The sequence below is a fragment of the Arenibacter antarcticus genome, assembly GCF_041320605.1.
In the GTDB taxonomy this organism is placed as follows: domain Bacteria; phylum Bacteroidota; class Bacteroidia; order Flavobacteriales; family Flavobacteriaceae; genus Arenibacter; species Arenibacter antarcticus.
In genome coordinates this window covers 3,238,425-3,252,734 of sequence record NZ_CP166679.1, presented here as the reverse complement: position 1 = coordinate 3,252,734, position 14,310 = coordinate 3,238,425, and the positions used below count along the sequence as shown (strand labels likewise).

Below are 14,310 nucleotides of genomic sequence, written 5' to 3'. Positions count from 1 at the left end.
ACTAATCCCGCTGGAATATTAGCATGAAGAAGGGTAGCAACGGTAAGCTACATCCATTTTAAAATAGTACAGTTCAACATTTTTTAGATACCCTTAAAAATTACTGTTGCGTTATGCCCGCCAAAACCAAAGGTGTTGCTCATGGCAACATTAACTTTACTCTCAACTGCATCTTTAATAACTATAGGCATTGATTTGGGAATTTCGGAATCAATTTTAACGGTGTTGATGGTTGGGGGGATTATATTGTTTTCTATCGCCTTAATCGACAGAATTGCTTCAATAGCCCCTGCAGCCCCCATTAAATGTCCCGTCATTGATTTTGTTGCACTAATCTTAAGGTTATTGAAGTTATTTTTAAATGCTTTCTCCACGGCTTTCATCTCGCTTAAATCCCCCACATTAGTAGAGGTAGCATGGGCGTTTAAATAGTTGACCTCTTCTGGATTCAATTTTGCTTCTTCCATCGCCAATTCCATCGCTTTTATTGCACCAATACCTTCAGGGTGCGTTGTGGAGATGTGGTAGGCATCGTCGGTCATTGCAGCACCTACTATTTCGGCATAGATTTTTGCGCCACGTTTTTTGGCATGTTCATATTCTTCAAGGACCAAAGTGCCCGCTCCTTCTCCCATTACAAATCCGTCCCTGTCCACGTCAAAAGGTCTAGAGGCCTGTTGTGGATCGTTATTTCTGGTCGATAACGCTTTCATGGCATTAAAACCTCCAATAGAAGCTTCGGTAATGGGAGCTTCCGACCCTCCAGTAATCATTACTTTTGCTTTGTTTAAACGTATGTAATTAAAAGCATCCATAATCGCTGAGTTTGAAGAGGCACAAGCGGATACTGCCGTATAGTTGATTCCCATCAATCCAAATTTCATAGCGATCATTCCCGAAGCCATATTCACAAGCATCTTTGGAATAAAAAATGGATTGAAACGTGGCTGCTTCCCCTCCAGAGTATAGTTCATCACCTCATTTTCAAAGGTCTGCATTCCTCCTTGACCTGATCCCCAAATAACACCGATATCAAAGGGAGAAAGGGTCTTTATATCTAGGCCGCTATCATCGATTGCTTCAGTTGCAGAATAGAGGGCATATTGCGTAAAGCGATCACTTCGTTTTATCTCGTTCCGAACAAGGTGTTTTTCAGGGGTAAAATCCTTTAACTCACCTGCAAAAGTTGTTTTGAACAATGATGGGTCGAACTTGGTGATTTTGGACACACCGCTTTTGCCACTAATAGCACTTTTCCATAATTCATCTACTGAATTTCCTATTGGAGTCAACGCTCCCAAACCTGTTATTACTACTCTTTTCATATGTAGATATTTATTGTTTTTTAACGGTCATATGTAATTCACATATCTTCATTCGTGTTTGCGACCAGTTTTCGGTCATGCTCATTTCATAGGTTCTATTTCTTAATTGGAACCGTTAATGCTAATTTCAACTCACTTTAACCCCTCTTATCCCTATTATACAAAAACTTCAGTAAGTATCTGTTTAAATACAAGCTGCAGCTTGTTCAGGACTTACACCAGATGAAACAATAGCCTCGCCCAACAAAGCTGTGAGTAATTGTCTGGGGTGCCCTGTATCATAGTTATTATAAACTAAAAAATTTTGGTAAGCACCTTCACTTTGTTTAGTCATGTATACTGGGAATAAATGAAAATCTCTAGCTTTTAATGAACTTACAATACCTTCCGTAATAACAAATGTAGATGAACCATTATAAAAACCTGCGATTTTTAGAAATTAAGAAACCTCATTCCCTTTAGTCCAAGCGAATTTTTTAAATGCCGCATCCACCGGGGTATTGGCAATATGATTAACATAATTACTCATTATTTTTTGAGACAGACCTAAAATAATCTCCAATACCTGTCTTTCGTCATATCCAACAGCATAAAATGTCTCTAAGTCTTCCTGTGTTACATGCCCACGATTACGAACAATAGTTAATGTCAAAGTACGTAACGCCTCCAATTTAGAATTCTCCAGAGGAGTTTCGTTGCGTAAAGCTTCTGTTATAGTATCATCTACCTTCATCATTTTTGCAATACCAGTGTGTGCGGGCACGCAGTAATGACAAGCGTTTTCTACGTTTATAGTTTGCCAAACCACTGTTAATTCTTCATTATTGAATGATGAGTTAACAAATAACCCATGTATTGTTTGATACGCTTCAAGAATTCCTGGTGCTCCTGCCAATACACCGTGTAATCCAGGTATTGCACCATATGCTTTTTGAGAATTTTCCAATAATGCTTTGCTGTCTTCAGGGGCAGTTTCCATATTGTGTACTTTCAATGTTGTCATAATTTCTGTTTTTAAATATATAAGTATTATTAAATAACTAAATAATAGTTTAGTTATTTAATAAAAAAAAGTTTTATATGTTTCTGAATGTCAATTCAATATAATCTTCAATTTCCTCTTTACTGTTAACTCTTGCTGCCGCTGCTAAACCATGCTTTGCCAACAACAAAAAATTAGCTTGTTTTAGTATCGTTTCTTCATCCTTTGCTGTGTCCATTTTTAATTTTTCTATAAACAAACCCTTCAGGTTCCTCATAAATGAAGCCATTTCTTCTTTTATAAGTTTGTCCTCACTTTCAGAAAACTCATTATAGGTATTGGTTACTAAACAGCCTTTATAATTTCCTTCAAGAGCACTAATAGCAATTGAATCATAGAAAAATTTCTTAATGTCCTCAACTCCATTAGAAGCATTCTTAAATTCTTCAAACATAAAATTCACCTTCGCTTTGTAGGCTTTTAAACTCCTTATAAAAACGCCATGTTTACTTCCAAAACTGGAATAGATAGAAAACTTATTGATACCCATTTCTTTCTCCAGCATATTCATCGACGTATTTTCGTAGCCATTTTGCCAAAACAAATGCATTGCTTTATCAATAACTTCTTCTTCTATATATTCTTTTTTTCGTGCCATTATTTATAGTTACAAGACAAAACTAAACTATCGGTTAGTTATGTGCTAATATTTAACATTTTTTAAGTTTTAAAAACTGAAATTATAAAAATATTTGGTTTTCTAAAGTTCGTTAAGGCTTTTGCCTCAAGGACTCCTCTTTTTTTAATTCATCTTGGTTAACGATCCATATTTCGGATACCTGAGCTCCCCGTTCTCCTTCGCCACATGTCCATTCCAGCTCCAGCACACCATCCTGCAATGCAGCAGTTGGAATTTTAAACTCATAAATAGGTTGAACTCCGGTCGTTATAAAGTCGTGCACAAGCGTATTCTCCGCGGTCAATTTTATTTTTGAAAGAAAGCGTCCCGTATACGCCACTTTAATGATATAGGAACCTTTAGGGTCCAAATTATTGTAGACCATCTTCAAAGGCTCATCATATAAGGAGGTTACCTGATTCATCCACGATAATGGTGTTGTATGTCCGTCAAAGCCTATGGCCGTAATTTCATGTACCCATTCCTCTCCTTTTAAACCTACACCAAAACTGACTCTGGGCGATTTCAATCCACCTGGGTCCTCCTTATAACTATAATTGGAAACTACCCTATTCCAACTCCTTGGCGTTCCAAAATTATCATAGTACCCCCCCGGTCCAGGATTATTTCGCTCCAATAATTGGTTTATAGCGACCAATTTATCCGTTTCGCTTCCATTTTCCTCAATGGTTGCAAGTTGATCTATCAACCACATCCCATCATTCAATGGCACATCTATATTATCAATAAAATTTCCACGGCCCCCGGCAGCGAAATGTTTTTCTACGGTCAGCTGGGCACCAATACTGTTAAACAAATCATCGGCCAAGGAAAGGCATTTATATTTCCATTGGGGCATAATAGGTTCTTGTTTGGCCAAATACAAGATCTCCTTTGCTTTTTCTATAGCGTTAATTGGGCCTATAGACTTTGCCGAAGACAATATTTCTCGTGCCTGCTGCTCCAATTCGGTCTCATAAAGCAACCTTCTATATTGATAAGCATCAAAATAGGCCCTAATAAGCCCCATTTGAAAACGAAAATTACCTAGTACTTCCTCAGAGGCCTGTTTTTCCATATCCTGCCATTGCTGCAGGGTTCTAATTACACCATCGTTATTGAGTAGTGGACCTTGTAAATTGTTTTCCAGTGCCATTAATCCTTGGGATACGGTTTCGGTATATTTGGATCCAATAAAATAGCGCGTATAATCGCGCAATGTTTCCATAACCGGAGTTTCTGGATCCCAATCCTGATCACTCCAAATTATTTTATTTACGTCATCGTTAGTTCCTTCGGAATAACTAATGCTTCCCTGTCCAAATTGGTCAAAGGCATTATGTATTAATTTCTGGTCTTGTGGTCGTGGGTTGATCGATTCTCTCCCCAGGGTAATTGCATAAGCTAAATCCCAATGGGGGATAGGGTATTGACTGCTTAAATTATGGGTGATATCGGGATATCGCCTTATAGGAATACCAGGATTAATACGATCTGCGATTTCTTTAATAGGAGTTTTTATCCAAGGACCGAAGACAACCCCTCCAAGCCAAGAGTACTCTTTGTTTATATGCTCATAAAAGGCGTCAAACCAAGCTTTGGTAGGTCTGAAAACCTGTGGGGAAACCCATATTTTGGCATTGGGATGGTATTCGTTTAGCACTTCTGCTTGAATTTTTAACCAATTAAACAATTCATCCGGCTCCAAATCCCCGGGATCTCCCCCAGGAACAAAGAGAGCGTCCAAACGGGGAATGACTTTAAATACCTGGCGTCGCTCTTCAATTTCTACTTTTAGGGAGTCTGGATGGGTATAATCCGAACCCATATTGGGATACCACATCCACACGTCCATGCCATAACGATCGCAGATCTTTGATTGTTCCACAATCATTTCAATGGCCGGGATTTTCATGTGTACATTCGTGAAATCATCATCGGTACGAGGAGGCACTATTTCAATGCTATTGGCGCCAAAAATGGCCATATCACGGATGTAGTCGTCAAATTGCTGCACCGAAAAAGCATCATAAGCATTAGTTTTAGGTCTGTAGCCCATTTGATGACCCCTAATAGGAAATTTAGGGGTAGATGCGATATGTACATCGTCGGACAGTAAAATTTGTCCCGGATAAACTTCCAATTTCCTTAATAGTTTTCCAATGCCGTATAACACTCCCCTTGAATCGTGGCCTACCACCAGAACTACATTTTCTTTGGGTATCACTGCTATTTTATATCCCTCAGCTTTTATTACGGGCATTGATGCAATCAGCTGCTGATACTCCATTGGGAATTTATTTAACCTTCCTTCTAGCCCTACAACTATAGTACTATGAAGTTGTTTTGGAAATTTGCTTCCCTTGTTTAATATAATACCACTTCTTTTACCTATTTCTTCCTGTAAAACAGAAATAGCGTTCAATACAAGCGGATCTTTTTTTTCTAGACAGATAATTTTCGATTTACTCAAATCTATCATCTGCCCAAATAAGGTGGTTGGATTTAGCCCGATCATGCAAAGTAATATCAAAAACGGTTTAAGGATGGTATTCATATGAAGTCTTTAAATTGCTTAGTAATCAATTGATCTCGTGTAGGACTCTAACTCTTGTCATATAGCCAGTGTATTTCCATCGGATATATCATGACCATCTCCCACGGCATTTTTTATAGTATTCATGTCCTCGGAGAGTTTTTTACTGAAAAGTTGCAAGTCCGAACTGTGCAATACTATATTAGCGCCTTCCTTAATCCATTTAATCTGATAATTTGGATGGGCCGGAAAATGTATTCCAGCAGCAATCCCCTTACTTCTCGCCTTGTTTATGATTTGCTTGACCGTCCTTTCAAAATCAGGATCATCATATTGCTCTGGCAATCCCATATTAATGGATAAATCATGGGGACCTATCACAATACCATCTAATCCAGGAATACTAAGGAGTTCGTCCAAACGCTCCACCGCAACGGTACTTTCAATATTTATTAAACACAAACTGTCCAAATTGAACTGCTCCAAATAGGTTTTCATTTCAACAGATAACGCTTCCTTCCCTGTTAGTATATTTTGTAATCGATCGCCTTTCAATGGCCTGTATTTGGTGGCTCCCACCATTTGTTGAATTTGAGATACGCTCTCAATATAGGGTGCCAATACTCCCACAGCACCAGCATCCTTGGCCATACACGCTGCATAAGGATCGGGGCTAGGTATACGGACAATTGGAGACAGACCATGAGCACTATACACTTGGCACAAAAAAGTGAGTTCCGTTCTGTCCATAGGAATGTGTTCCGTATCCAAAAAAACGAAATCCAATCCGCTGCCTTTTACAACCTTAGACCATATAGGGGAGGTAGATAGTATACATGTCCCGTAAATAATTTGATTGTTACGTAGTTTCTGCTTAAGGCTGATTGTCATTGGTTATTGTTTAGTGTGAAATTTTATGTATCCAACACATTAATCGAGTACCTTTTTTAAGAAAGCTACCAAATTATTGGGTCTCTATGGGGGTAACTCGACCATTACTACTAAATTAAAAATGGACTGATTTGAAATTAAATACAGTTTTGTATTCCTTCTCTTTCTGCAACTTTTTCACTTCATTAATCAAAGAAACCTAATCCAATTTTCATTGGAGGATAAGGTGCTCTTTACAAATATAGCGTATATCATAAGTGATATATAGCCTATATTTTACCGAATACAGATTATATATTGACCCTCATAAATTGTATATTCTTTAAAATGATTATTTCCTATATACCATTCTTTTGGATGTTTAATTCAGATAACCCATGAACAAGGGAGTTCATCTTTTTTAAGCTATGTAAAGACCATCTAGCCTCCCATGGATTTTATGCTTACAAAATTCACTAACAAGAAAATACCCAGTTAGGTCTTAATAACCTTTCCTATTTGTAAATAGTCAACTGGCAGCTAGTATTCACAAAGACATTGCTGCTGCGAAATCATATAGGATAAAGCCATATTGGTCCTTGAATTTGCCACTCGAATTCTAATTTTTATTGGATAAAAAAAAATATGTCTTCGGACAGTTAAACCATTCATTCGTCCTGATTGGAATTTAAGTTAGATAGGAAATCATTTCCTTTCACACTAGTTCCCCCAAACGCATTCCCCCCCCACAATTCTAAAATAGGCCTAATGTTTTACGGTTACCAAGCCATGGTAATGATATTCTAATTTACCTGAAGTGTAACATTGCTTGGGTTGAATACCAAAAGTAAGAAACAACCAATAAAATTATACTTGTAGGAAACCAATAAATAGATAAATACGATGAAAACAAAAACCACACTCTTTGTACTCGCTTTTTTAAGCATAACGGCCACATTTGGACAAAAGAAAACAAACGGAAATGTCTATATAGAACATCCAGCCATACAGGTAGTAGACGAATTTGTTAAAGCCTCAGTGGCGGGCGACTCTATTAAAATGGCAAGTTATTTGACCGACGATTTTAAAGGCTATTCGGGCACCTCAAACGAACCAAAGAATCAGGGATTGGACAAAACCGGATTTCTTGGAAACCAAATGATTTATTTTAATCGGTTGGATTATTACTCCGTAACTCCTTTTCCTGGTGCTTATCCTGATGCCATTGAGTACAAGAAAGATAATGACAAGGGGGAAGTCTGGGTACAGACCTGGGTAGAGTTAAAAGGAGTGGACAAAGGTTCAGGAGTTAAAATAGACGCTGCTGCCCACCGATTATATACGCTTACCAAAGACAATAAAATTAAAACCATAATTAACTACAGTAATGGGAGCGTAATAGATGAGATACGAGCCAGTTTTGTAGATAGGACAAACGGCACCATCTATAACCATCATGAGAATATAAACACGGTCAGAAAAATGATCTATGCCCTAGAAAATGGAGATATGGAAAAAGCCTATAGTTTTTATGATGAAGACGTTACGTTTGGTGACCTCAACTCGTTTAAAACCCGAGGGATTTCTTTGGCGGACCAAAAGGACCAGGACAAGGCATTTTTAGAAAAATATGAGGTGGTCAATATCGAGATGTCCGGCTATCCAGATTATTTAGAATATGAGATGGGTAATGGACGTGTGGTTCAATCGTGGTGGAACTTTCACTTAATTCGAAAATCAGATAAAATGGCGGTAGTGCTTCCCGTTTTTTTTATCGATGATTTTAACGAGGAGGGAAAGATTGTCCGGGAGGCCGCTTATTATAACGAAAGCTTATTGGAGCAACCATCAAAATTAGCCAGTAACTAACCTCACAAGCCTAAGCTGTTATCTTACCTATCGTAGATTTGATATTCACATGAAGGACAGGCTGTTGCAGCTGACCTGACCAACTTTTCCACAGGGGGAGCAACACTTATGTCTAGGGGAAGTCTAGTAATAAAAGAAATCAGGATAAATTTAATTTACATCTTTAAATACAACTAGTAATGGAAACAACCTCAACAACGCAAGTAGATCCCGCCAAGATTATGCAGGTCGGAACGGGATTTTTTGCCACTAAAACCTTGCTCACAGCAGTCAATATGGGGCTATTTACCCTCTTGGGACAAGGCCAGCATTCCGGCGAGGATATAAAAGAGAAACTGGGACTTCATCCTAGAAGCCTTTACGATTTTCTAGATGCCTTGGTAGCACTAGGGTTTTTAAATCGGACTGGGATCAAGAAAACATCGGTCTATAGCAATGCAGCGGACAGCGACCTATTCCTAGACAAAAATAAGCCTAGTTATATGGGCGGAATCTTGGAAATGGCAAACAACCGCCTATATCCCTTTTGGAATAATCTGGAAGTAGGCCTAAAAACAGGCTTGCCACAAAATGAGACCAAAAATAATGGCAAATCCCCTTTTGATGCCATCTATGCCGATCCTGCGAGACTTCGAGAATTTATAAGAGCCATGACGGGCGTTCAAATGGGAAATTTTATAGCCTTTGGGAAACAATTCGATTTCTCCAACTATAAAACGCTCTGTGATATTGGAGGTTCGGGGGGGATCCTATCGGCCCAAGTGGTGATTAACAACCCACATATGGAATGCACCACCTTTGATCTGCCCGCAGTGTCACCCATCGCCCAAGAAAATATGGATGTCATGGGGCTGGGCGAAAAGGTTAAAGTGGCAGCCGGCGACTTTTTTACCGATGATTTTCCAAAGGCAGATGTGATTACCATGGGCAACATATTGCACGATTGGGGAACAGCTAATAAGAAAATGCTGATCAAAAAGGCATATGACGCTTTACCAAAAGGGGGTGCATTCGTGGTTATTGAAAATATTATTGATGCAGGTCGAAAAAAGAATGCCTTTGGCCTGCTGATGTCCCTTAACATGCTGATAGAAACCCCAGAGGGTTATGATTTTTCAATATCAGATTTTGAAGAACTAACCAAAGAAGTGGGTTTTGGGCAAATTTCAATTATGCCACTTACAGGCCCAACAAGTGCCGCACTTGCAATAAAGTGAGTAAGCAGTAAAACTTTTCTCCCTAGGTCAATTAAAAGATGATTGAAAGTTCAATCGCCTAAGTATTTAGACCGCGGTTGGATGGAAAGTAAGGTTATAAGGGAAATAAACTAAGTTCAATTCCTTTAACAACTATTAATCTAAAAATAAATATCATGAAAAAAACAATCATTACGAGACACAAAGTAGGGGATTTTAACACGTGGATCAAAGGTCATCAGGACCGGCTCGATTTATTTGGTCCAGCAATGTCAGACCTTAAAACCTTTCAGGATGCCGATGATCCAAATTCTGTGGTCATGATCATTGAAGTGACCGATATGGAGAAATTTGAAGCTATTATAAATGATCCCTCGAACAAGGATATAAAAACCAAACATACCGTACTTGACCCCATTACAGTATCCATGCAAATAAATCCTTAGGTATAGGGTAGAGTAATTATTTCAGGTATTTATAGTGCATTTAGCAACAAAAAAATTGGAGTATTGTTAAAAATGAAGACTCCTCATTATGGTCTTTACTCAACTCATGCGCCAATTTCCTCAATTCAAACATTAGAATATTGTTTTTTGATTATTCTCAAAATAAATTGGATCAACTTTTAACTCCATTATTAATCTTTAAACTCTGTCAATTATGCGTAACTCCACTCTATCTTTATTGGCCGTGTCAATTTTAACTGCCTTTAGTGTCGCTGCTTGTAAACATGCCTCTGCAAAATCCCATGAGAATTTTGCTACAGTAATTCCGACCAAATACCTGGATTCCAATGCATTGGTAAAGCGTGGGGAATACTTGGTCAACTCCATTGGTTGTGCAGATTGTCACTCACCCAAACGTATGGGACCCCAAGGCCCAGAAATAATACCGGAACTTCATTTATCCGGATTCCCTCAAAATGGGCAGGTACCCCCTATTAATACCTCTGTCTTAAAAAATGGTTGGGTGCTGTTTGCGTCAGATCTAACGACTTCTATCGGTCCCTGGGGCCAGTCCTTCTCGGCAAATATCACCAGTGACCCTTCGGGAATCGGAAATTGGAGCGAAGAAAATTTTATGCGGGCCATTCGAGAAGGAAAATACAAAGGACTGGAAAACTCCCGAAACATATTGCCCCCCATGCCTTGGGAGGTGTATAAAAATTTGAACGATGAAGATATTAAATCTCTCTATTATTTTTTAAAAACCACAACCCCTGTAAACAATATTGTGCCTGCTCCAAAACCTTTATCAGACTTGGAATGAATACTGTACCCTATCCCAGTGAGAGAAAAGAGGAGCAAACAACTGATTACAGATTATTTGGAAGCCAAATGCGAGTAGATTTGCCACAATATAATGGGTTGGACAATAAGGTGATGCTGATTGTTACACCTATATTTATATTTTTTCTCAATTGTATTATTTTCGGTACTCAATATTTTTCAGGATTTTGGTTTTTTATATCTGTTAGCTTGCTTACGTTTTTTTGGTTCTGTCCTGTTTTTATTAGCTGCGGAGTCATTGCGGTTTTGTTAAAGCAAAGATTTCCATCGGAAGCTGAATTGGCCAAACGATTGTCGTTCATGATAGTCGCATTACTCATAACCACCGGATTATTCCTATCCGCACTATTCAACATATTCGAGTCAATAGCATATTTTGAATACCGCTTCAACGAGAAGGCCTTTGCTTGGAGTTATCTAGTATTAGGTATCATTAGTATTTTTATCACCTTTTTAATGGAGGGAATTTCCCGGTACAAAGAATGGCAGTTAAACCGACAAGCAACCGAAAAACTGAACCAGGTCTATAAAAAAAGCCAGCTACAAGGTCTAAAGAGTCAGGTAAATCCCCATTTTCTGTTTAACAGTCTAAATTCACTATCCAGTTTAATACAATGCGATAAAGAAATGGCAGAAAGATTTTTGGATGAAATGAGTAAGGTATATTGCTATATGTTGAGCAGTGATGAAGTACAATTGGTGACACTGGATACGGAATTAAAATTTGCCGATTCCTATATGTTTTTGCTGAAAGCGAGGTTTGGCAATGGGTTACAGTTAAAAATGACGGCGTCAGAGGAAGATAAAACCAAATTACTGGCACCACTTACCCTTCAATTACTCATTGAAAGTAAACTTTTTAGTGTTGAATATTCCCACTTTCCCCTCTCTGGTAAGTATCCATAAATTTTTGTTCTTATCAATCAGCAATTGTAATATACTTTTGGATGGGATTGACGTGGAATCGTTGTGTACATGACCAAAACTTTTGTAGCGCAACCCATCATAACGCTGAAGACCCTCGTTTGTAGCGATCCAAATGTATCCATCATCATCTTGGACGGTAGCGTTAACCTGATACGAGTTTAGTCCTGACTCTTCTGTATAATGCGCAAAATTGTACCGCTTTGGTCCGGGAGCCTGCGCAGCCACAACCAATGCATAAACAGAAATCGATATATATAATATTATCGCTTTCAATTGGACTAATTTGGTATATCTAAATTACTAAACTCTATCCGAAATTCAACTCAAAACATACCGCATTCAGTACAGTTCATGTAGGGTTTTATTTAAGGTCGTGCACAACACGTAAAAAGAAAAATTATGTATATAAATTCAACGGATACAGAAACAAAATAAACTAGGTGTTGACAAGAAATCTAGAAGGAAAAAATAGTCTCTAAGTCGGAGGACTTTGCGAAACAGAGCAAAAATAAAAATTCAAAAATAAATCACTTATTAACAGCAATACACAATCGTTTTCGCAAGTATTATTTACTGTAGCACCGACAATTAAATTTTGGGAGACAGTTTGTTTCCATTCGGAGCTTCCAAAATAATATAAAAGAAAACTTGGATTAACTTTTAATGTATTCAAACGAAGTAAAGCCATTCTCCTTCCTAAACAACACTTTAAATCAGCTGGGATTAAGGCATACCTGTCTAAGGTTGCTTCATAAATAAAAACTAAATCATCTTTTTGGGGTAAAACCCTTTTTGTCCATTTAGCAAAGTCTTCTTCTGAAATATGTCTTATTTCTGATAAATCTATACGATTGTCCTCAGAAATATTCCTAATCCCTAAAAATACAGGTCCAGAATTAGAGGATTTAGGCGTAGCATGTGGTCCATCAAATAAATCATGTATTATTTCCTCAACACTATATTTTTTCCATTCCTTCCTTAACATTAATTTTCAAATTTTAAGGTTAAAAAATTCTTCTGAACATCCCTTTCTAATCTTTTAGATTCAGAAAATAGGTCTTCTAAATTGCTTTCAAAGTTTCTCAATTTAGCATCAAACTCCTGTGCAGTAATATCAACATAGTCAATCTTTACCTCAAAATATTGCCCAGCACTAAGGCTATAGTTTTTAGCTTTAATATCGGCATAAGACACCACAACCGATAATTCGTCTTTAGCTTCCTTGACGTTAAAAATGTCTATTATTTGCTGCTCTTCGGTATCGCTTAATACCGTTTTTTGGTTCTTGCCCTCTTTTACTTTGGTACCCAAATTGGAGGCATCAATCAAAATCAAATCCCCTTTATTTGCCTTGTCCAAGAACAAAATACTAACATTGGTACCCGTAGTGGCGAAAATGTTAGATGGCATACTAACTACTCCTGCCAACATTTTACTATCCACCAATTTTTCCCTAATCTTTTTATCTATGCCGCTTTGTGCCGTAATAAAACCAGTGGGAACTACAATGGCAGCCTTCCCTGTTTTATCCCTTAAAGAGTGCATGATATGCTGTATGAACAGCAAATAAATGGCCATTGACTCCTTCTTTTTGGCCGGTACTTTTGGTATGCCCGCAAAAAAGCGTTCTTTATTGGCCTTGCTGTCCAAATCTGCACTATAATCACTAAAATCCAATTTAAACGGCGGGTTGGAAACGATATAATCAAACTGCTCCAATTGTCCGTTCTCCTGCTTATGGTAGGGCGTTAAAATGGTATTTCCCTGAATAATATTCTGTATGGAGTGTACCAGATTGTTCAATATAAGATTCAAACGCAACAAGGCAGATGACTTTTGGGAGATGTCCTGGGAGTAAATGGTACACTTGTCTTCGCCAATGGCGTGGGCCAAATTCATCAATAAGGTACCCGATCCCGCACCCGGATCATAACAGGTTACGTTGTTTACATTTTCATCCGTGACCAAACAGGCGGCCATGATTTTGGCAACGGCATGTGGTGTAAAATACTCCGCATATTTACCACCGCTATTGGAGTTGTAGTCTTTTATCAAATACTCAAATATGGTAGCGAAGAAGTCGAACTTTTGGGTGAAAATATGCTCAAAACTAAAACCCACAAGTTTATTCACTAGTGCCTTGCAAAACGCATCCCTATTATCGGAAACATATTTACTTATGTTTTCAAACAAGACTATTTTTTCACCTCCTTGGGTAAGCACTGAGAAAATATCACTGTTAGCCTTGGCCACATCCATCAACGTCTGGTCAAAAATATCGGCAAACTTTGGTTGATTTTGTTGTTCGAATAAACGAGACAAAAAGTTTTGGGGTGCAATACGGGCCGTATTCTCGTTTATCTGCATGCTCAACAGCTCCAATTCATCATCGGAATACTTCTTTAAGGCGGCGTCAAAGTCTTCTGCTTTGGCTAGAGCTGGCTCTAACTGTTTTAGTTCATAAACATATTTATCGTTCAAGAACTTATATAAAAATACCTGGGTAATGATTTTAAATTCATTTCCGTCATTTCCCAAACCGTAGTTGGCACAAACGCTTTTAAGGTCGTCTATTAGTGCTTTGGTCTGGGTTTCAAATTTTGCTGTGCTTGTCATTATTTTATTTTCCCTGTTTTT

14 protein-coding genes are annotated in these 14,310 nt (G+C 38.1%); 5 read left to right on the top strand and 9 right to left on the bottom strand.

The window, feature by feature from the left end; genetic code table 11:
- Nucleotides 1–83: 83 nt before the first annotated feature.
- The 6 genes from fabF to KCTC52924_RS13470 form a co-directional block, all read right to left on the bottom strand.
- On the bottom strand, nt 84–1,325 hold the full coding sequence (gene fabF / locus KCTC52924_RS13495; protein ID WP_251806590.1) for a beta-ketoacyl-ACP synthase II: 1,242 nt from the start codon (nt 1,323–1,325) through the stop codon (nt 84–86).
- Nucleotides 1,326–1,509: 184 nt separating this feature from the next.
- On the bottom strand, nt 1,510–1,659 hold the full coding sequence (locus KCTC52924_RS13490; protein ID WP_251806589.1) for a hypothetical protein: 150 nt from the start codon (nt 1,657–1,659) through the stop codon (nt 1,510–1,512).
- Nucleotides 1,660–1,764: 105 nt separating this feature from the next.
- Complete coding sequence (locus KCTC52924_RS13485; RefSeq protein ID WP_251806588.1) at nt 1,765–2,328, bottom strand: carboxymuconolactone decarboxylase family protein; 564 nt, start codon at nt 2,326–2,328, stop codon at nt 1,765–1,767.
- A gap of 73 nt (nt 2,329–2,401) precedes the next feature.
- On the bottom strand, nt 2,402–2,965 hold the full coding sequence (locus KCTC52924_RS13480; protein WP_251806587.1) for a TetR/AcrR family transcriptional regulator: 564 nt from the start codon (nt 2,963–2,965) through the stop codon (nt 2,402–2,404).
- 112 nt (nt 2,966–3,077) lie between these two features.
- Nucleotides 3,078–5,543 carry an alpha-glucuronidase family glycosyl hydrolase gene (locus tag KCTC52924_RS13475; protein ID WP_251806586.1) on the bottom strand — a complete coding sequence of 822 codons (2,466 nt, stop codon included), beginning with the start codon at nt 5,541–5,543 and terminating at the stop codon, nt 3,078–3,080.
- 57 nt (nt 5,544–5,600) lie between these two features.
- Complete coding sequence (locus KCTC52924_RS13470) at nt 5,601–6,413, bottom strand: HpcH/HpaI aldolase/citrate lyase family protein (RefSeq protein WP_251806585.1); 813 nt, start codon at nt 6,411–6,413, stop codon at nt 5,601–5,603.
- An 882-nt stretch (nt 6,414–7,295) separates the two neighbouring features.
- Between KCTC52924_RS13470 and KCTC52924_RS13465 the strand changes: the two genes are divergently transcribed.
- The 5 genes from KCTC52924_RS13465 (at nt 7,296) to KCTC52924_RS13445 (ending at nt 11,652) form a co-directional block, all read left to right on the top strand.
- A complete protein-coding gene (locus KCTC52924_RS13465) occupies nt 7,296–8,261 on the top strand; it encodes a nuclear transport factor 2 family protein (RefSeq protein ID WP_251806584.1) in 966 nt (321 codons plus the stop codon).
- Between the two features lie 179 nt (nt 8,262–8,440).
- Entirely contained in the window at nt 8,441–9,478 is a 1,038-nt protein-coding gene (locus KCTC52924_RS13460) for an acetylserotonin O-methyltransferase (protein ID WP_251806583.1), read from the top strand.
- A 155-nt stretch (nt 9,479–9,633) separates the two neighbouring features.
- Nucleotides 9,634–9,903, top strand: coding sequence for a hypothetical protein (locus tag KCTC52924_RS13455; RefSeq protein WP_251806582.1), 270 nt, complete (start codon nt 9,634–9,636; stop codon nt 9,901–9,903).
- A gap of 214 nt (nt 9,904–10,117) precedes the next feature.
- Nucleotides 10,118–10,726 (top strand): c-type cytochrome, encoded by a 609-nt coding sequence (locus tag KCTC52924_RS13450; RefSeq protein ID WP_251806581.1) that lies wholly within the window; start codon nt 10,118–10,120, stop codon nt 10,724–10,726.
- A complete protein-coding gene (locus KCTC52924_RS13445; RefSeq protein WP_251806580.1) occupies nt 10,723–11,652 on the top strand; it encodes a sensor histidine kinase in 930 nt (309 codons plus the stop codon). Before KCTC52924_RS13450 ends, KCTC52924_RS13445 begins: the two co-directional genes overlap by 4 nt.
- Here the strand turns inward: KCTC52924_RS13445 and KCTC52924_RS13440 are convergent.
- From KCTC52924_RS13440 to KCTC52924_RS13430, 3 genes are all read right to left on the bottom strand, one after another.
- Nucleotides 11,584–11,898, bottom strand: a complete 315-nt coding sequence (locus KCTC52924_RS13440; protein ID WP_370671547.1) for a two-component regulator propeller domain-containing protein — start codon at nt 11,896–11,898, stop codon at nt 11,584–11,586. The two genes, KCTC52924_RS13445 and KCTC52924_RS13440, sit on opposite strands and share 69 nt — an antisense overlap.
- A gap of 250 nt (nt 11,899–12,148) precedes the next feature.
- Nucleotides 12,149–12,658: a hypothetical protein gene (locus tag KCTC52924_RS13435; protein WP_251806578.1), complete on the bottom strand. Its 510-nt coding sequence runs from the start codon at nt 12,656–12,658 to the stop codon at nt 12,149–12,151.
- Nucleotides 12,658–14,289 (bottom strand): class I SAM-dependent DNA methyltransferase, encoded by a 1,632-nt coding sequence (locus tag KCTC52924_RS13430; protein ID WP_251806577.1) that lies wholly within the window; start codon nt 14,287–14,289, stop codon nt 12,658–12,660. Before KCTC52924_RS13430 ends, KCTC52924_RS13435 begins: the two co-directional genes overlap by 1 nt.
- Between the last annotated feature and the right edge of the window lie 21 nt (nt 14,290–14,310).